Origin of the sequence: Paenibacillus kribbensis (assembly GCF_001705305.1) — a bacterium.
Lineage (GTDB): Bacteria > Bacillota > Bacilli > Paenibacillales > Paenibacillaceae > Paenibacillus > Paenibacillus kribbensis_B.
Map to the genome: position 1 here is coordinate 40676 of NZ_MCBP01000013.1, position 19819 is coordinate 60494.

18 protein-coding genes are annotated in these 19819 nt (G+C 43.1%); 8 read left to right on the forward strand and 10 right to left on the reverse strand.

The annotated features are described in order from the left end of the window. Positions 1-86: 86 nt before the first annotated feature. Together fabV and BAZ21_RS28140 are read left to right on the forward strand one after the other, a co-directional pair. On the forward strand, positions 87-1274 hold the full coding sequence (fabV, locus tag BAZ21_RS20725; RefSeq protein ID WP_068504731.1) for an enoyl-ACP reductase FabV: 1188 nt from the start codon (positions 87-89) through the stop codon (positions 1272-1274). 359 nt (positions 1275-1633) lie between these two features. Further along, on the forward strand, positions 1634-1786 hold the full coding sequence (locus BAZ21_RS28140) for a DUF1540 domain-containing protein (RefSeq protein ID WP_010347361.1): 153 nt from the start codon (positions 1634-1636) through the stop codon (positions 1784-1786). 123 nt (positions 1787-1909) lie between these two features. On the opposite strand, the gene BAZ21_RS20730 is transcribed toward BAZ21_RS28140, so the two are convergent. Together BAZ21_RS20730 and BAZ21_RS20735 are read right to left on the reverse strand one after the other, a co-directional pair. After that, entirely contained in the window at positions 1910-2116 is a 207-nt protein-coding gene (locus BAZ21_RS20730) for a hypothetical protein (RefSeq protein WP_068504734.1), read from the reverse strand. Between the two features lie 130 nt (positions 2117-2246). Then, the gene (locus BAZ21_RS20735) at positions 2247-2609 is read right to left on the reverse strand and encodes a DUF4190 domain-containing protein (protein ID WP_068504736.1); all 363 of its coding nucleotides are present in this window, start codon (positions 2607-2609) and stop codon (positions 2247-2249) included. 344 nt (positions 2610-2953) lie between these two features. On the opposite strand from BAZ21_RS20735, the gene BAZ21_RS20740 reads away from it, so the two are divergent. Continuing rightward, the gene (locus tag BAZ21_RS20740) at positions 2954-4318 is read left to right on the forward strand and encodes a DUF6055 domain-containing protein (RefSeq protein WP_068504738.1); all 1365 of its coding nucleotides are present in this window, start codon (positions 2954-2956) and stop codon (positions 4316-4318) included. Positions 4319-4626: 308 nt separating this feature from the next. Continuing rightward, positions 4627-4962 carry a YfjL-like protein gene (locus BAZ21_RS20745; RefSeq protein ID WP_176718187.1) on the forward strand — a complete coding sequence of 112 codons (336 nt, stop codon included), beginning with the start codon at positions 4627-4629 and terminating at the stop codon, positions 4960-4962. Positions 4963-5159: 197 nt separating this feature from the next. Here the strand turns inward: BAZ21_RS20745 and BAZ21_RS20750 are convergent, their stop codons facing one another. Next, positions 5160-6281, reverse strand: coding sequence for an NADH-dependent flavin oxidoreductase (locus tag BAZ21_RS20750; protein WP_068504742.1), 1122 nt, complete (start codon positions 6279-6281; stop codon positions 5160-5162). A gap of 251 nt (positions 6282-6532) precedes the next feature. Here BAZ21_RS20750 and BAZ21_RS20755 point away from each other — a divergent pair, with 251 nt between their 5' ends. Then, positions 6533-6925 carry a MerR family transcriptional regulator gene (locus tag BAZ21_RS20755; RefSeq protein WP_256022214.1) on the forward strand — a complete coding sequence of 131 codons (393 nt, stop codon included), beginning with the start codon at positions 6533-6535 and terminating at the stop codon, positions 6923-6925. A 105-nt stretch (positions 6926-7030) separates the two neighbouring features. On the opposite strand, the gene BAZ21_RS20760 is transcribed toward BAZ21_RS20755, so the two are convergent. From BAZ21_RS20760 to BAZ21_RS20780, 5 genes are all read right to left on the reverse strand, one after another. After that, on the reverse strand, positions 7031-7522 hold the full coding sequence (locus tag BAZ21_RS20760) for a hypothetical protein (protein ID WP_141695011.1): 492 nt from the start codon (positions 7520-7522) through the stop codon (positions 7031-7033). Positions 7523-8098: 576 nt separating this feature from the next. Beyond that, complete coding sequence (locus tag BAZ21_RS20765; RefSeq protein WP_068504750.1) at positions 8099-9517, reverse strand: helix-turn-helix domain-containing protein; 1419 nt, start codon at positions 9515-9517, stop codon at positions 8099-8101. A 316-nt stretch (positions 9518-9833) separates the two neighbouring features. Continuing rightward, positions 9834-10208 carry a VOC family protein gene (locus BAZ21_RS20770; protein ID WP_068504935.1) on the reverse strand — a complete coding sequence of 125 codons (375 nt, stop codon included), beginning with the start codon at positions 10206-10208 and terminating at the stop codon, positions 9834-9836. Between the two features lie 67 nt (positions 10209-10275). Beyond that, on the reverse strand, positions 10276-10788 hold the full coding sequence (locus BAZ21_RS20775; RefSeq protein WP_068504753.1) for an SRPBCC domain-containing protein: 513 nt from the start codon (positions 10786-10788) through the stop codon (positions 10276-10278). Positions 10789-10814: 26 nt separating this feature from the next. Then, positions 10815-11159, reverse strand: a complete 345-nt coding sequence (locus tag BAZ21_RS20780) for an ArsR/SmtB family transcription factor (RefSeq protein ID WP_068504754.1) — start codon at positions 11157-11159, stop codon at positions 10815-10817. 663 nt (positions 11160-11822) lie between these two features. On the opposite strand from BAZ21_RS20780, the gene BAZ21_RS20785 reads away from it, so the two are divergent. The 3 genes from BAZ21_RS20785 to BAZ21_RS20795 all read left to right on the forward strand — a co-directional run bounded on the left by BAZ21_RS20785 (position 11823) and on the right by BAZ21_RS20795 (position 13698). Continuing rightward, the gene (locus tag BAZ21_RS20785; protein ID WP_068504756.1) at positions 11823-12233 is read left to right on the forward strand and encodes a DoxX family protein; all 411 of its coding nucleotides are present in this window, start codon (positions 11823-11825) and stop codon (positions 12231-12233) included. A 39-nt stretch (positions 12234-12272) separates the two neighbouring features. Further along, on the forward strand, positions 12273-12770 hold the full coding sequence (locus BAZ21_RS20790) for an SRPBCC domain-containing protein (RefSeq protein WP_068504758.1): 498 nt from the start codon (positions 12273-12275) through the stop codon (positions 12768-12770). A gap of 340 nt (positions 12771-13110) precedes the next feature. Then, entirely contained in the window at positions 13111-13698 is a 588-nt protein-coding gene (locus BAZ21_RS20795) for a hypothetical protein (RefSeq protein ID WP_068504760.1), read from the forward strand. Positions 13699-13706: 8 nt separating this feature from the next. On the opposite strand, the gene lpdD is transcribed toward BAZ21_RS20795, so the two are convergent. Together lpdD and BAZ21_RS20805 are read right to left on the reverse strand one after the other, a co-directional pair. Further along, on the reverse strand, positions 13707-14057 hold the full coding sequence (gene lpdD, locus BAZ21_RS20800) for a prenylated flavin chaperone LpdD (RefSeq protein ID WP_068504762.1): 351 nt from the start codon (positions 14055-14057) through the stop codon (positions 13707-13709). 182 nt (positions 14058-14239) lie between these two features. Then, positions 14240-19741: a S8 family serine peptidase gene (locus tag BAZ21_RS20805; protein ID WP_068504764.1), complete on the reverse strand. Its 5502-nt coding sequence runs from the start codon at positions 19739-19741 to the stop codon at positions 14240-14242. Positions 19742-19819: the final 78 nt, after the last annotated feature.

A 19819-nucleotide genomic window follows, 5' to 3' on the forward strand; every position in this document is an offset into this window, starting at 1 on the left:
CCGAAATCCACGTTTGAAAAAAAATTGTTAAAAGTTAAAATAGTAAGGGTGAAGATTGCTGCAAGAAGAAAGGAATTACAAATAACATGATAATCAAACCAAGAACACGTGGCTTTATATGTACCACTGCTCATCCAGTGGGCTGTGCCCAGCATGTTCAGGAGCAAATTAACTATGTGCAAACCCATCCTGCTATTCAGGGGCCTCGCAACGTGCTTATCATCGGGGCATCTGCCGGATATGGGCTGGCTTCTCGTATTACTGCCGCATTCGGAGCACGGGCCAATACAATCGGTGTATATCGTCCTAGTCATGCTACGGCCACACGTACAGCGTCGGCAGGCTGGTACAATTCCGCCGCATTTGAAAAGGCTGCTCAGGAAGCAGGGCTGACATCCTTAAGCGTGACAGGAGATGCCTTTTCGGATGAGGTCAAAGCCAAAACAGTGGAGGTTATTCGCAAAGAGCTGGGACAAGTCGATTTGGTGATCTACAGTGTCGCTTCCGGTCGCCGTACGAATCCTCGTACAGGTGAAACGTTTAATTCTGTACTCAAACCGATTGGTAAACCCTATACAAATAAAACCGTCAATTTCCACACCGGAGAAGTCAGCAGCGTTACACTGGAACCCGCGACGGCAGAAGAAGTGCAAGCAACTGTAGAGGTCATGGGCGGTGAGGACTGGAAGTTGTGGATTGACGCCTTGCGTGAAGGCGGTGTATTGGCTGATACCACAACCACCTTCTCTTTTTCATATATTGGTTCAGAGATTACGCAAGCCATTTACAGAGAAGGCAGTATCGGAAGTGCAAAGGATCACCTGGAGGCGACAGCACGTCAGCTGAATGATCAACTAAAAGTCACAGGCGGCCGCGCCTTCGTCGCAGTCACCAAAGGACTGGTTACTCAATCCAGCTCTGCCATCCCTGTCGTTCCTCTGTATATTTCCGCTTTGTACAAGGTGATGAAGGAAAAAGGGCTGCATGAAGGGTGTATAGAACAAAGCTACCGCCTGTTTGCCGAGCGTCTGTATGCTCCTGAAACTCCTGTGGATGAAGAGGGACGTATTCGTATTGATGATTGGGAGCTGCGTGAAGACGTGCAGGTAGAGGTTGCGAAAATATGGGACGAGCTGACGACAAACAATATCTACGAGCTGTCTGATCTCGAGGAGTACCGTCGCGAGTTTTTCCAACTGTTCGGCTTTGAGTTTGAAGGTGTGGACTATGAGGCTGATATAGATCCCATCGTAAATATTCCTAACGTTCGCTAACTCTTTTGAGTACCGTGATTATGTTGTTGGAAAAACAAAAAAGCTGTTCTCCGGTAGAGGGGCATTCCGCTCTGCACGAAGGACAGCTTTTGCTTTAAATTATATAAGTTGACTTAAAGGTTACCTATTGTGCCACTACGCAGTCGGATGGTACTTCCCATCGCCACCGCCCCGCTTATATAAAAGGACCAAAATGAAGCAAATATTGCAATTTTAAAATTCATTTGATATTGTACAGATAAGCATAGCAAAAACCCTCTTCTTAACAAGAGGGTGAGCACAGTTGGACAAGTCCTACCTTGACTGACCGTGATACTATTTGCTTAGCCCATCACATCCACATTAAGGAGGTGAACAATATGGCAAAAGACGTTCTGTGTGAAGTTAACTCTTGTACGTTCTGGGCCCAAGATAACAAATGTAGCGCAAACTCCATTTATATCGTAAGCAACAAGCCTGCAGACACTCACACGTCTGAAGAAACAGACTGCAAAACCTTTGAAGCAAAATAAACCTTTTTTAAACCAAAACGTAGTTGCACAATGAAGGAGCCCCTGCCCGGGTTCCTTCTTTCTTATGATATTCTAACAAGAATGATAATTATTATCAAGTTCTTTTTACAGTAATGACTTGAATCATACGAAAACAAAAAAAGAAGCGTCGCTCTGAACGATTCGCTTCTTGTGCTTGATTTTTTGTAATTGTTCCTGCTTGGTCGGCCTCATTCGCACATGCTGTGATATATCGGCATAATGACCATTCGTTTTGCGGCTCTGTGCAGCGCAATACATTCCTGCGCGTTTCGCCTTGCTTAGTGCTTTTTGTGTTCGAGTACGTGCCATGCAGCTTCACTCCCCTTACATTAGACTCCATTCATCATAGCATCAGACATTTGAATCGTGAAGAGGCCATGTTCAGGAAGTATGAAGCAACAACCAAGTGAATCAAAAGCGTACGAATATCATTAAATGTCTAAAACGGATTCGAGTCACTCTCCGCTACTATTACAATAATAACTATAGCAAAAATAATGAGGCCAAAAACCGTGCCAACGATACCACATACTAAACCGGCAACCGCCATACCTTTACCATTTTCGCCATGACGGCGAATTTCTTTGAACGAAATCGCGCTTAATATAATAGCAAGGATCCCCAAAATAACCGAGATATAAGGCATAAATACCAACAAAAGATTTAAAATGCCCAATACCATAGAGGCAATCGATTTACCATTTGTAGGTGGAACCACTGGTGGCTGGTTTAATGGGGCGTTATAATCATTCCTCTCCTGAAAAGAATTGGAAGATTGAGGTTCCTTGTAAAAATCACTCATCTGTTTAATTCAACTCCAATATGTAAAATAGCAATATATACGTTCTAGGGTACCACAATCTTACAAATCAGGACAGTACTTATTTTAAAAAATGACAATATTCTGAACAGAAGTATCCTCATTTTACATATAACAAGAACTTTTATCCATAAATTTGATTTTATCAAGGAACTAAGCAATATTCTCCAGCTAAATCAATTTGATTTCTCAGGCCGTTCTTCTGTTTCAGAGTATTATTGGAAAATAATATAAATTACTATATTTTTTTCATTTTGGTATTAGAGAATTTACGTTATTATATGGAAGAGATCAATATACTACATTAATGTAAAGGAGTGTTAATTATGAAAAAGCTAGTATTCTGCTTGTTAATGGTTTTATTATTGTTGAATGTAACAAGCTATGGGACAGTAGCTGATTTACTAGGCACTGTCAAAACGACAAAAGCTGAAGGCACTGAAAGCGTTATCACTACAGAAATTACGAAGAATGCAAACGAATACAAGGCAAGAGATGCTTTTTATTCTTTATCTGATTCTTCTGTAAATCGTGCTACCTCCGAGCATTTTCAAATTATTTGGGGAAACAATGATACAACTGGAACAGTAAATAGGGATTTTGTTAATGGCAACTTGGCCAACCTCGAAAGTATCCGTTCATTTTACATGGATAAATTTGGACTGGGGGATATCGGAACTTCTCCAAATCCACAAATAACCGGAAAATATAAAACGAACGTTTACATCGCAAGCACTGGACTGAAAAAGATTGACGAAGATTGGGCTTATATGTCAGTAGACAAAGATGCATTTGCTTACATGGTCATGATGCCGGCTGCGATGCGTGTAGACCCACCAAGCTGGGTAGTTCCTCATGAATTAGGCCATGTATTTACCTATCATAATGGAGGAGAAGTCCCTTATGAGTGGTATGAAGCGGTAGCTAACTTCTTGCGTAATGAATATTTGGGTAGCGATTACTATAGTTATGGTGGAACGGTATATGGTCCAGACTCCGACTTTTTTGCCCCCTTTATACTAAATTCAGAATCACATTTTCCACATGTAAAGAATTGGTATGATGCATGGCCTATTCTCCTGTATATTCATGAAAATCCAGATCACATCAACGGACTTGGCCATCAAGCAATGTTGAATTTATTGTCTTACAGTGGAAAAGATACGACCTACTTTGAATCTATGGAAAAGGTAACTGGAGTTTCTATTAAAGAATTACTGGGTGGAATGGCAAGAAGATTGGTAACGATGGACTTCAAGAGTCAACCATATTATTTGAAGCATTTAGATGAGCTTTTGAGAACTAACGGCAATTATGAAAAGATATATACAACATTGAAAAGTGACAAAGGCGGCTGGCTGACCGTACCTCAAAACAAGGCTCCACAACAGACAGGCTACAACATTGTTCCTTTAGATGTTGATTTGAAGAAGGCTTCCGTCACAGTTGATTTCCAAGGAACAAGCACAGCAAAAGGCGCTGATTGGAGAGCTAGCATTGTTTCCGTAACGCATTCGGGAGATACTCGATATTCTACAATGTGGAATAAAGGAAAGAATTCCTTGAATTTGCAAGGAGACGAAAAAACTGTTTATTTGGTTGTTTCCGCAACTCCAGATGCAATTAAACATTTTAATATTGAAGAGAACGGCGAAACTTATCCTTATAAAGTAAAAGTAACAACAAAGTGACTTAGGATAATAGAAGAGTTTGCGAAAAAAAGTGAATAAATGCCTGAACAATGACACTGGTATCAAAATACCAGTGCCATTGTTGTTGATATGCCCTGAAACTAATCTTTTTGGATTGAATACTTTAAAAAGATGTACGTTCAATCGGCATATCAGACAGAGTAATTTACAAGAATAATGAGCGGAAAGATAAAAGAATTGGGTATTGCCAAATAATGTTTCGTATTTATTTCTATTAGTGTATAATTATTACAGAATAAAGTTTGGTATATAATAGATTGATAATGTTTGTAATGAAGGTGAATTATTTGAGCAAAAAACGTTTATTTTTTATAATAGGAATAATTCTCTTGGTTTTGATTGTAGGCTTTATCTATTATTTTTTTAATGGTTCCCCTAATAAAAAAAGCGATGCTGCAACAGAAGTTAAAACATACCTAATGACAGAACGTTCTTACAAAGCTGAATACTTCCAGGAAATTGATGGAATTTATTCTTTTAAGTACAAAGAATATCAAGCTGTTGTAAAGTTTAAAGATGAGCCGAATGTAAATTACACTTATGCCAAAGTTAATGGAAAATTTAGGCTTGTTGGTACCACAAACGTACAAGGTAAACATATGGACAGCACCTTTAACAATTAGATTAAATAAAAGAAACAGCGTGTACCGATTTTTAAAAAAGGGTACACGCTGTTTCTATTTAGCGAGACTGTTGCAAGAGTTAAAAGAAAATAAAGTATTGGACTGAAAAATAAAGTCTTAGACTGCCACCGCTCGATTAAGCTAACGGGCAGCTTAGTTCATGCAAATAGAAAAGCAGCCCCAATGGGGCCACCTTTCTACTCACTGATATTAAACCACCCTGGCGCTGCTTGAATAACATTCCAAAGTTTTTCTGGAATATGAAGCTGGTCAAGTTTTGAAACGCTTAGGACGGAATCGACCTCGGCTTCACGTCCATTTGCCACCTTTTCAACCCAATCAGGGTTTATAATTAACGCATGCCCAATGGCGAAAAGAGGTAATCCTACTTCCATAGCTTTAAGAGCATCATCTGGTGTAATTATGGAACCAGCCGCCAACACAGGTACCTTACCATTTGCTCTTTCAAGAATCAATTCAAGCCTTGTTTTCTCATCTTGACTTTCGACTGGCTTCGAAGACACATGATCTAATGAAGCATGTATATAGTCTAAATTTTGTTCAACAAGGAAATCAATTAATTCATATGTGTGTTTCATACGCAATCCGTCCACTTTAGAGGATTCTTCAGGGGACAAACGATACCCTAACAGGAATGGTTTTGTAGCATGCTTTTCAATTACCTTTTTGATTTCTTCAATAATTGCCAATGGAAAACGCAGTCGATTCTCAAGGGTTCCCCCCCATTGGTCTGTCCGTTTATTGGTTGCTGGAGACCAAAAGTTTTGAATTAAAAATCCATGAGCCCCATGAATTTCGACGCCATCAAATCCAGCTTCAATCGCTCTTCTCGTTGTGTCACCAAATGCACGTATCGTCGACAGGATTTCCTCATTTGATAGCTCTCTTGTTTCTGCACTTGGGCCAAAAGGAGTAGCCTCAGGCTGATAGACACTCGCACTGACTGCATCCAATTCAGGCAAGGCTTTATCGCCTGCATGAAAAATCTGCAGTACAGCAGGGGATCCTCCACTTTTTGCTGCATCAGCTAATTTTCGTAAACTTGGAACGAATTCATCGTTGTATCCAGCAAATTCATTCGTAAATCCTTGCCCATTAGGTAAAACATGAGTACAACCAGTAATGACGAGTCCTACTCCATTTACTCGCTGTTTGTAATATTTCACCTCTTCATCGGAAATGGTAAGATCATCATTGCTTGACCATGTGGTCATAGGTGACATAACGACTCTATTCTTGATTGTTATTCCGCTTCTGAATGTGAAGGATTCAAATAACTTACTGTATTTTTGATTCATTTCAATAACCTCTCATTCCATTATTTTGTGGTATTAAAATTTGTCTAGATGCTAATGCTATATATCACTTTCTAATCCATCGCCTCCCTGTTGCTAGTTCTGCCTCAGTGTATTCTGTTGACGTAAGGGGAAGTCAAGCTTAAATATTTGCATAATTAAACCAAGATTTTTGGATATCCATAATCCTTTATGATATTCTTTTAGTTACAGTAACTGTAGCTAAAAGGTGGGGCGGGTAAATGTTGTATTCAATGAAATATGTAGTGGAAAACTTAAATATAACGGCAAAGACACTTCGATTTTATGAAGAGCAAGGGATCCTGCAAAATGTATCTCGCGATGAAAATGGTCGAAGAGTCTATTCCGAACAACATATAGACTGGATTTCTTTTATTCGTTGTCTCAGAGAGACAGGAATGTCTCTTGCTAAGATAAAAGAATATATGGATCTTTTTGGAGTTGGAAATGCTACTTTCTTGGAAAGACAAGAAATGTTGGTGAAACATAAATTGGAAGTGCAGAAGAAAATTGAAGAAGACCTAAGGTACTTGGAGGAAATAAACTATAAGATAGCCATGTATGAACTTCAAAAAGAAGAGGTTAGGAAAAATCCCAATCATATCTTTAAATGCCATGGTCTATAGATTTAGGATGTGAACTAATATACTTCTAAACGGGAAACGTTAGTTGAATGACAACAGCGACAGTCTAAGACTTTATTTTCACCTAACAGCAAGACAAAAATATTATCAATTTCCAAAGCTAGCAGCTATGAAGAAAGCTTGTTTCCCTGTTTCTCCAAGACTCTCACAATCATATGGAAGTATGTTATAACCATTACCTATAGTATTAACGTGACGTGCATTTAATCCAAAAGAATAATAAGCTAGCCAAGGAATTTTAGAGCAATAAACTTCTTCTAAATTGAGCATATTATTAAGAAGTCCGTATTTTGCATTTGGGTGCTGAGCAACATAGCTTTTTGCCCATGATCCGGCTGAATGTGCCAGAGAAGCATCGCTATTAGAGACAACCACTGTATTGGGGTTTTTTCTAAACCAAGTAGAAAGAGATGTTAATTCTGGGTGTGCCCCATATCCTGCTATAGAAGCGATATATCCATTAGCATCTGTAACAATACCAGCATGTCCCGTTAATCCAGAACTCGATGTATTATTTGTAACTAACACATCTCCACCTTGAACAGTAAGACCATTTGGATATGTGGCCCTAACAGCCATTGTTTCAACAAGAGCATTATATGTAACATCTGTAACACTAGCATCATGTGACGATAATGTCAGTTAAGGTACTTCTTCCACAACTCTAGCTGCATAAGAGGTTGATGATAGCTGCGGTGTTAATGTTAAAAATAACACAAAAAACATTGCAATTGAGAAAAACTTTTTGAACATGGATACATCTACTTTTATATTTTTTGGACTAAAACTCATATAATTATATATTAATTTTATCCATATATAGATTATAAAGTATAGGGATATATTTGTTTGACTTCCTCCTATCATGCTGTTGTTAAATTTAGTTCTTAAGCTATATCTGCTTGTGTTCTGGATGGAAAATTATTTTCTATCCAAATTCTATATGTATGGTGATTACTTATATAAATATAAAATGCACTCTCAAAACTTCATTGGCTAAACCTGTTGGTTCTTCTCCAATAACTGTTTTGAGAGTGCATTGTTGAATGAACTTTTAATTTAATTTGCGTTTAAGAACCTCCAACCGTCTCCTGAAGCTGGATGCTTTGATTATGGCTGTGCGGATGAATAGGCATAGCTAAGATAAACAAAAAGCTAGTTGCCGTGACTAACAGAAGCATTTTTTTCAACATTATTTTCCCACACCCTTTCAACAAGATTGAAATACTCCGCTTTGGTTTCAGGAACTGCATGAGCTTGAAAACGAACAAACAATCCCATACAGTTTATAAAATATGTCTCATTATTTAGTATATTCGCTTTTATCGATGCATTCATCAAATGTTTAAAGCCATCTTTATACATCCCTCGATACAAATAATAATAAGCTAACTCGTATCCAAAACGTGCATACTGGTCTGGTACAACCTGTTGGGTGTACATATCATTAGATGTTGGCAATTGAGCGAAGGAATTAATGTTATCTTCAAATTGTAAGAGGACATCATCAACATCTATCTGAAATTGGTTTGCTGCCATGACTATATTCATCAGATTGGCGATCATTTCTTTTTCAGTGTTATCTGGCGATGCAATAATATGGTCAACATAATCGTGTAGCACACTTAAATCACCAGATAAAAGCTTGTATACGTAAGTATTACACTGCGCCCAGTGTTGATACAGTTTTATCCAATGCAGGGCATCCTCGTCCGTCTCCATAACCCAATCTAAATTAGCGTAGGCGTATGTATATTGTAGTGCTTGTTGATAATCGCCTTTGGCTTCACATACACTGGCACACAGTAAATCAGCATAGGTGATGTACACAAACAGGGGACGACTCAGCTTCTTAGCAGCCTCATTGAGTTCTCGGCTGTTCTGTTGGTGTTTCAAAGTATATTGGATTCTCGCTTTATCTCTCATTTTTCTTGCCATTTCATCAACCTTGTCCCATTTGCGCAATGACCTGTACACGTTGGCCAAATCCTTCAATGCGTCAAGCTGTTCTACTTCATCTAGGCGCTCTACAAAAGCTTCAAATATCGCTGCTGCCCTGACATTTCGGTTTTGATCGTCTCCAATCTGAATCGTGAATATACGATAATGGCAGATTGCCAAACGTTCGGAGTGCTGATATTTCTCCGCTTCTGCAACCCCCTCATAGAGCAACAATGCAGCAGCATGTCGTCCTTGTGCTAATAGCGCTTCTGCTATGTCAAATAGTTTAGGCGAATAGAGTAGATTGTCCATGATTTGCCCAACGATTCGACGGATCGCATCCAGCTTGTCCAGCTCGGCACAACGATATAGCAACCGCTCAATCCGCCTCATATTTGGGGGAAAGTCGATAATGTAGTTTTCTATATATAAGTCGTAAAAGTAGCCTTCCGCTAAACCCATAGCCTCAGTAATTCGGTCAAGCTGGTTTACAGACATGGACTTATTTCCTGTCACAATACTACTTACTATTCCCCGATTAATTCCTGCAATATGCCCAAATTGCGTTAGGCTCAAACCCTGTTGTTTTAAGTATCTGTCTAATTCTGCTCGTATCGTAGGTGTGATTTGCATGAATAAACCACCCTTCCATCATAAAATCGTCATAAGATGCATACTTAAATAAACTATGAAGTTGAGAAATAAGCAGTAGAACATTTTTATCGCTCATGATTGTACCATTTATTAGAATAAAATCATATATCTTTTAGATATTTACTTTAGATACCTTTTTAGATGGTTTACAATGATTTCGTGATTAAGGGTATCATTATTTTACTTATGTATGGCTCTCACCATTCCATTCTTTAAAACACCAATTCACCTGGACCGCATTAAAAAAAGCAGCTGATCATTTTGATTAGCTGCTGTCGTAACTTGTTAAACTCTCTTATTTCTTTTCCGATACAGCAAAGTAATTTTCTTCATTATCTGCGAAGTTAAAGACTCTGCCGAAGGGAAGCTCCACAATTTCCCCAACCTTGATGTTTCTGTTCTTCAGATCGCTATACAACGCATCGAAATTCTCCGTGTAAAACATGATAGATGGTGCTCCGAGATTCATTTCAGGGTTCATTTTGGCAACGAACTCCTTACTATGAAGAACAATGCTAGTTGCTGCACCCTTAGGAGCGACTTCGATCCATTTCATCGGACCATTGGTTTCTTCCGCAATGACCTCGAATCCTAATTTTTCAGACCAAAAATCTCTGGATTCGTCTTGGTTATTCACATACAACATAACTTGGCCAATTTTGTTAATCATCATTTGAACACTCCTCATATGGAATAATTTACGGGTCAAGCCCGAAGGTTTTCTTTCTAACTAAACTTTACTTAAGTGACTCCAACAACTCGCCCAAGCGATTCCAGGTTTCGGTGATTCCTTGTAGCATGCCCATGTCCATGACGGTTTTAAGGGCCTCTACCGTCGCATATTCAGAACGGTTTACCAATTTGGTCTTGCCGCCTAGATCGATAAATTCCATCGTGATTAGGGGCGCTGGCATGGACTCGTTTATATTGCCTTCGGCATCTGAGAAATAATCGGTGTAGATGATCTTCTCCGGCTCGACAATTTCTTTATAAACGCCTTTCCCCCATGATTCCATGCCGTAAAACTGACTTTGATTCTGATCAACGCACTTCATACAGTAGTGCCATATGCCGCCTGGACGGAAATCGATGTTACAGACCGGGATTTCCCAGCCTTTCGGTCCCCACCAACGCTTGAGATGCTCAGGCTCCTTAAACATCCGGAATACGAGATCGCGTGGCGCATCGAATACACGCTCCAGCACCAGGACGCGATCGTTCTCTACACTCGAAATTATGTTATTTGACATTGTTATGATCCTCCAATGAAATGATATTATGGTTTTTCCTTGTTCTGCAGTTCACGCAAGTAATTGTCCAAGTTATCAAACCTATCTTCCATAAGATGCCGGAAGGACTGCACCCAAGAATCCAACTCTTGGAAGGGTTCAGACCGGAGCGTGTAGATACGACGGTTCGCATCGACTCGCACTTCCACAATCCCGCTGTCGCTTAGCACTTTCAAGTGCTTTGACGCTTGTGGTTGGCGAAGCCCCAGCCGATCGGCGATTTCGCCCACGGCCAGAGGACCATCGCGCAACAGTTGAACGATATTCATACGATTCGGTTCAGCTAAAGCACTCAGAGTTGTTATGTCCATTCCCAGTCCTTTGCCGGACATGATACTCACCTCTATATTTAATGGTTTCTTGTCTAATCATCTCCTTGATTCAGAGTAACTTTCTCTTGCCGAATTAAATATACCCGTTAAGGAATATTCTTGTCAATGCATATTTAAAATGAACCCCCCATTTAAATTTATACAGTAAGCTTGCAGACGGCTTGGTGATTCAATCCCTAGCGTTTTGCCTAGGGGCGGTTATACAAAATTTTTCCTTAGGTAAAACCATTGAGGCTAACAGACCGGTATTGCCCCTAGATGTTGGAACAAACTTTGAGATAAGCAAAATCTGACCGTTTACCACGGAGAATCTTTGGTCAGTTCCTTCCTTTACATTTCGATAGTGTGGGCAATGAAGGAAACAAAAATACATTTCAAATATTCCTTGACAGGTATATTCCGTATGGAGTATATTCGACACATGAATTCGATATGGAGTGCTCTGGCTGAGCCAAATCGCCTGGGTATTGTTGAACTGCGCTTCGTCCCCAGCCTTTTATGGAGATCGATATCTGGGTAGAGTCCTATCGCCACCTCTGGGAGGAGAGATTCGACCAATTGGAATCTTATCGAAGAATTGAAAAGAAAGGAAGTGAACGATGACGATAGGCAGAAATTATGCAAGAAATGTTTAGTCCTAGTGGAAGGAGAGGCTGAAATTCAATGAAAAAAATTACGATTCCTTACTGGATTTTTACCGGGCTAGTGGTGTTATTTATGGGGATGGGCGCGATTGCCGATACCGCATCTGTACCTGATGCGGTTGAACTCTTCGAGCATTTGGGTTACCCCGATTATCTTCTTCCCTTTCTCGGAATTGCAAAGATATTAGGGATCATAGCGATTCTTATCCCAGGCTTTCCACGAATCAAGGAATGGGCGTATGCTGGATTGGTCTTCGATTTGACGGGCGCTATGTATTCAAACATCGCTAAGGATGGCATTTCGGCTGGATTGAGTTTTCTTATTGGCTATATTATCATCGCAGGCTCCTACGTTTATTATCATAAAAGACAGAAATCTGGCTTGTTGAACCAAACAAATCAAGTGAAGCAAGCAGAACGCGCACTTTAAACTTTTTAAATACTAATGAATCTTCCTGGAGGAATGAACATGTCCAAATCCAACGAATTAGTGATCACACGTACTTTTAATGCACCGAGAGAGCTTGTATTCCAAGCATTTACACAAGGGGAGCATCTTAAACATTGGTGGGGCCCGAAGGACTGGACACTCAATGTTTTAAAGTCCGATGTCCGTCCAGGCGGTATTTTTCATTACAACCAAACATCAGCAGAAGGGCATGTCATGTGGGGCAAGTTTGTTTACCGCGAAATTTCCGCGCCTGAGAGAATAGTGTATACCAATTCCTTCTCTGACGAAGAAGGCAATACGATCCTGCCGCCATTCAGCCAGACATGGCCTCTAGAAATATTGAACACTCTGACGTTTACAGAACAGGATGGCAAGACAACACTAACCATGCACGGTACGCCTCTTTCTGCAATAGAGGAGGAGCTACAAGCGTTCAAGTTTATGCATGATGACATGCTAAATGGTTTCGTCGGAACCTTCGATCAATTGGCAGAATACCTGGCATCGAAAGTGTAAATCCAATATTCGGCGAAATGGAACCGCCAGTGTTTGAACATAGATTTTACGAAAACCGGATTCCCCTGTATGGGTCCGGTTTTCTCAGCTACTTAGCTGGGAGTGTCAGCTTCGCTGGTATAGCTTAATGAAGCTTCGTTAGTCTAATACCTTATTTTTCAGTCTAGTACTCTATTTTCTTTTTACACTTCAATCTTCTCCCGAAGTCAGTTATAATGTCTCGTTAAAAACCAAACGGCATGATACATAAGCACTTTCCGTGGTGATTGAGCATACAGTATTTTACCCATTACCGATAAAATGCGCTCCATGAGAGCATTCTGCCAAGGAGGACGGAGCTATGGTATCTCGTGCAACATCCCGCAGAAGAGGCTCACTTCACAAACGTTTAAAAGCTGACACGCTCAGAAAAATATCCGTCGCCATGCTGCCATTTTACAAGGCAATCGCGACCCGCCGTGGTTTTGCCGTTCAATGGTCACAGGCTGTGGTTCAGGGCAATTTGGATCGGATAAAATCCCTTCTTTGCTCGGTAGCGCCATTTGCCGCCAAACAAGGATTAGGCACGAACGGCATCGGTTACTTTATTTCCTTTTTATCGCAACCCCCGATGCTCTATTATACGAACGGAACGACGATTCCGCCGGGGACAGTGCAATTTACGTTTGAACCGAGGGTTCATCGCGCCATCGCCAAAGCCGTTTTTCCGCTATATCGGGAGTTGGCACACAATCGATGTTTTGCTTCTGCTTTAGCCAAAGCGATCAACAGGCAGGACCAGCGTGTGGTTACTGTGATGATCCGCAGTTTGATTCCATCTTCTGCACTGAAATCCGTACAAATTGAGGATTATGGTTTTGCCTTGCTTTTTAAGTACCCCTTCAGTATGTATTCCTATCGTAATCTACTCCTTCGGGAGTTCACTTAAAATGGTCGCTACAAGCGTTTTTGCTTAAGCTCTCCAATAAGCTCTTTCCCCAATTGTATAGCCATATCTGTAAGCACTCGGATTTCATCCTTGGTTGCATCGTCCAAATGAGCCCCACAGCAAATCGCAAAATTGCCTGCAAACTCTTTTCGCAAGCGAACTGCAATTTCTTCGGTAATATAAAATTCCTTGTGGGATTGCAATTGCACGGTTTGAACCGGCTCCAGTCTCGCTCCTGCTGTAATCGTTCCCAGATGGGGCAGGTCACCGCCTGATATGAGTACGACTATGTCCTCCCCCATAAAGTAGGCATCCAGCACAAGCCGGATACGTCCGCTTTCTTTTTGCAAATGAATCATATGATCCTCTCCCGCTTAGAATAATATTGTTGTGTGAATATATTCACTTTAGTTGTTTCTAATTATTGTATCGCTTCCTGAGCAGTTCGACAATTAAAAATGGCCCACAGCAGCCTCCATTCACGGTGGCTTGCTGTGGGCCCCTTCGCTATTTTAAAAGAATCATTCCATCCTACGGTCTGCTAACGGATCGTAATTGCATGCACCGCTTTACCGGTTGCACCATCATTATCTGTCACGGTTAGCTCCACCGTATAGGTTCCGGCTGTGGTGAATTTATGCTTCACCTTGGAACCGATGGCTGTATCGCCATCACCAAAATTCCAGCTGTAGCTGACGATTTTACCATCTGCATCACGTGAAGCTTTGGCATTAAATTGTACATTCTTGTTCTTCTTGGCTGAATCATTCGCCTGAATAATGGCTACCGGCTTTTCATTGGATGCAGGTGGATTCGGATCAGGGTCCTGTCCACCGCCTTTCGTTACATACAATCTTCCCGGCGTTTCCGTCTTCACTTCATTGCCTGCCGCATCCCTTACCCGGATTGCAATGACTCCGCCTTCCAGATTCAGGGAAGACGATGTGAAATAAATGCCTTCATAGTGCCCTGACGAAGTTTCGTTTAACGGAATTTCGTTCTGTCCCAAGGTGGACAGGTCAAAGGGCAGCTCCACATGGAAGGACGCCTCCAAGCCGGATGCACTATCGAAGGATACCCGTACCGGCTCCCCTGGAGTGATATGCACATCCTCCGCAGGGCTAATGTTTTCCAGCTTCGGCAGAGCTGTATCGACATACACCGAACGGGTAACGGTCGTTTCATTTTGGGCAAGATCCTTGGCCGTCACCGTAATCTGGTTTTCTCCTTCGTTGATAAGCAAACGCTTGTTAAAGCTGCCGTCACTTCCAAATTCGGCTGGCTCGCCGTTAATGATCAATTCGGAAAGGAACTCATCATACACCGTACCGATTACACTGACAACACCCGCATTGGTATGAGCTCCTTCATCGGGTGAAGTCAAAACCAGTCCCGGCTTCGTCTGGTCGAGCGTCACAACCACCGGCTCGGAACGATCTGTTACTTTGCCGTATACCGCTGCTTGAACGCTGAGCGGATTGGCACCTGGCTGAAGATTGACCGACAAACTGAACTGGCGGTCCTTCACCTTGGTTGTGCCAGCCAGCTCCTTGCCGTTAAAGAGCTGAATGTCAGCTCCTTCTGCCGGGGAAGTACCTGTTACGGTAATGGTATCTTCCTGCGTATAGGTAGCCTTTGTAGGTGTTGTAATCGCTGGAGCATTCACCGGATATCTGACGATAGCCCGAATCATATAATTGCCTTCACTTTCAGGTGATTGGCTCCATGTGCCGCTTACGCCCTGCCAGCTGCGAAGCGCATTCGGTCCACTCTCGTCCGTAGCAAGACCCGGCGACTGTGTGCCTGCCGCAGGCTGTGTATAGACGATATAGAAGTCACCTTGAACGGTTACCGGCTCTGGGAGCTGTACCGTCGTCCACTGTGTCTCATCCCGTACGGCCGTCCCGTCGAATGGGCCAGCCAGCAGATGTCCTGGTGCTCCTCCTGTACCGGAGGCATCATATACGGAGTATTGGAATGCCTTTCCTCCTGGATTCGGAAAGGCAGCGTTCCAGAACAGAAGTGATGCGCCTGTCACTTGAGCCACTTCCGACTCAGGTGTCATTCTGACCGCCCAAGAGTTGCCTGCCGCATTAAAGGCTCTGGCATTTTCCCCTGTGCCGTCATCATAAGCGATGCCTCCCTGAAACCCGATGAAAGGCTTCAACGTGACGTTCGCTTCCACACTGCCGTTTGGAGGAGCAGTAACGGATACACTATCGCTATAATAGTTTTCGGCTGAAATGGATAATGTATAGTTTCCTTCCAGCACGTCCAGCGTAAATTCTCCAGCTTCATTCGTCTCTACCGGAGCAATACGTGCATCCTCCAGCACCAGCACTTTCGCTTTTTGGATGGGTTCACCGGATTGCTTGTCGGTAATGACTCCGTGAATCGTACCGTGAGGTACGGCCTGGAGACTAAAATTCGCTCTGATGACTTTATTATTCTCAATCGTGACCTGTTTCGTTTGAGGCTCGTAGCCATAGGCTTCAGCCTTCAGCGTGTAGTCACCCGCCACATGAATGAAGCTGTATTTGCCCGTGGTTGGATCGGTTTTCACCGAACGTCCGGTTTCGAGTACGGTAACCGTAGCACTGGCTGGAAGACTGTCGAGACCGACACGTCCACTATCCACCGTTGTTTCCGCTGGCTTCACCTTTTCCTGGAATTCGCTCTTTTCAGTGCTTGTAATTTTGTACAGCGGGAATTGTTCTTCTGCTTTTTGCAGTTTGGTATTCGACTCAGGTACGATATCCTTCGTCACCGTCGAAGCTGGAATGCCCAGCACACGGAAATCATCAATGTACCAGCCATTTTTATTCACACTGTTATCCGACTTCAAGCGGAAGCGAATTTGGATCTCATTACCGGTGTAGCTATCCAGATTGTAGTAAACCGGAGCCCATTTTTTCCCATTGGTGTTATGAGAGAATTTGCCTAGCTCGCTCCAAGTGTCACCATTGTTTTTGGACACTTCCACATATCCGTAATCATAGCCGGCCTCAATTTCAAACCAGTGATTGAAGGTTAGTGTTGCGTTGCGTATACCATTCAAATTAATTTTGGGAGAAACCAGCGAAAAGTCCGCACCGTTCTCATAGTTGCTATCGAGATCTGTGGCCCACACGTTCGGTTTGGATACCGCGCTCTCAGGCCCGACTTTAGGAATGCCACGCTCCCATTCATCCTTGGTGCCGGAATGAGTCCAGCCATTATCCGAACTGCCGTCAAAATGATCGCTATACAGCGTATCCGGCACGTCTACTCTCAGAGACACCTCATTCGACTTGGCTCCCTCGTTACCGCTGTAATCCTCGGCCGCGACTGCATAATGATAGGTCGCACTGCCGACGGTGATCGTATCGGTGAAGGTCAGTCCAGAGGTTGTACCGATAGTAGTATAATTTTTGCCTGATTCGTTGGAACGATACACCTTGTACTGCTTCACATCTTCATCGGATGAAGCATCCCAGGCCAGTGCAACGTTGCCGACGGTATCCGCTTCGGCAGTTAAATTACCTGGCGCGGCAGGTGCCACGGTATCCGGTTCCTGAATCGACAGGTCGTCGATGTACCAGCCGTCCTTTACAATCGTATTGTCGCTCGTAAAGTTAAACAGGAGGTAAACCTTTTGACCAGCGAATGCTCGCAAATCAAGATACTGTGTTTTCCAGCCATTGCTGGAACCGGTAAACGATAATACCTGCTCAAATGCATTTTGGCTATTGGTGGTGGCTACATACACTTTACCGAAATCAGAATTGTTTTCAAGATCGTACCAATGCTTGAAGCTGACAATTGCCCCTTTCGGGCTTTCAGTCAAATCAATCGGTGGAGCCATGAAATAACTGTTGGAGTTGGCCTGGTATTGACCTTCGAGATTGGTCGCGATGACCTTTGTTCCCGAATACGCGCTTCTAGGGCCGCTTGTCGGGGTTCCCCATTTCCAGACACTGCCTTGTCCGCCGACATTGATACCAGTGATGTCTTTTTCAAAATCCTGCGTATAGCCCGGTTTAACACCCTTGGAGATGTTAACCTTATATACTTCCGTTTCAAAACCGTTATTACCGTAATCATTTACACGAATATAGTATTCCAGACCAGCGCTGTTCACTAAAAAAGTCGGGATGGACGCTTGATATGTACCGTCTTTGCTGTCACCGGAGGTCCGTTCCAACGGAATATATACATAGTTTGACGTACCCGCTGTTTTGGCAAATGCCTCAACGGCTGTCACGCCGACATTATCTGTTACATGAGCAGTCAGAGGTATATCAATACCCTCGAATGCCGCAGCAGGCGGTGTATGCTCCAGAACAGGAGCCTCCAGATCGTCTCCACCTGTTACAACCTTACCAGATACGGAACCGAGACCCTGAATGACCGAACCAACCGCATCCAGCGCATTAATGACACCATGTCCGTAGCCATTGTTTGGCGAAGTAGGATAGGTGCTGTCTGTACGCGGTGTAGCTGTGTTCATCAAAATTTCCTCAAGCTGGTCTACAGTAAGAGAATGATTCGCTTGCAGCAGCAGTGCTGCGAGACCCGCAACATGAGGACCTGCCATGGAGGTGCCGTTATATCCGCCTTTATAGGCGCCGCCAGCCACGGATGACCGGATATTTACCCCCGGTGCGGAGACTTCAGGCTTTATCTCTCCGTACGGTGAGGGCCCCAGCAATGAGAAGCTTGCCAGTTTATCATTGATATCGGTTGCTCCGGTAGCAAAGGATTCAGGATAGTTGGCCGGATTTGCGACCGATGCAGGGCCACCCGGATTGGAAAGAGAGGTGTTACCTGCAGAGAATTCGGGGAATATTTGGGCATCACGCCATGCCTGAACCACAGGTCGGAACCATTCATCCAGACCGGGTCCGCCTCCCCACGAGTTGTTCACTACATCCGGTGCAAGCTCGGGATGCAGATTGCCTTGGGCGTCTTTCGGCGCAAGCAGCCATTGACCGCCATCCAGTATAATCGCATCCGTCGTCTCCGGATTAAAAATCCGAACCGCAATCCACTTCGCACCAGGTGCAACGCCAATTCGGTTTGTTCCGTTTTCCTCGGAGCCGACCATCGTACCCATCGTATGCGTACCGTGGGAATCAGCCTCCTGATCGACCGGAAGCGTCGCATGACTGTGCGGATCGTACCAGCTCAGCTCGGGATTCACAATATTGCCTGCCGCGTCCAGACCACGCCATTTGCGATGCAGCGCCGGATGTGTATAATCTACGCCTGTATCCAGGTTGGCGACCACAATTCCGGTTCCGTCAATGCCTTTGTCCCAAACTTGTGGTGCGTTAATGTGGGATATATTCCATTCCACCGTAGAAGGGTCTACAGCATTTTTGCCTGCATTGCCGGGCTTGGCCGATGTTTTTCCATCGTCTTTCTCCGGTTCCACAGCTTTCTCTGCCGTTTCAGACTTTGCTGTTTCGGTTGTCGCTTTTTCAGCTGTTTTGGCGTCGGTCCCCTCTGCCTGCTTGTCAACCGTCACTTTCTGCAAATAACGTGTTTCATTCGGCAAAATTTTATCGACTTCAGGCAGCTTCGAAATATGATCCAGCACCTCCTTGGTGCTCGTAACAGCCATCGCATTCACAATAAAGTAGCTTTTATATTCCTTCACTCCACCGTCCTTTGACTGCTGATCCAAATAATTTTCAAGCCCGTATTGGGTTCTGGAAGCCGTCTCGCGCAAAGAACTGATCACATGGCTGCGTACAGCCATTTTGGCAGCGGAGGGTGTTATTTTCTCAAGTGAAGCCTTTTGAAGAGCATTTTTGGAAACCTTGTTGGTATCTACCTGCTCTTTTAATTTAACCAGATAGGTAACATAGTTGTTCTCCTCAAACTGCTTGGTTAGCTTCGGAGATACTTTCGCGGTCGTAACCTTGTGCGAAGCTGATTTCAGCTCCAGCTTGGAGCCATCTGGTGTGTTATTTGCCAAAGCAGGTTGTACAAAAGAAAAGGCCATAAGCAAAGATAGTCCAATAGATAGCGGTTTCTTGAATCGTTTAGGCTTAATCATTGACTTTTCCACTCCTTTTACTAGGTTTAATGTTTCTGTAATAACCTGTACGAGAGTAAGACCTCATGCCTGGCACAC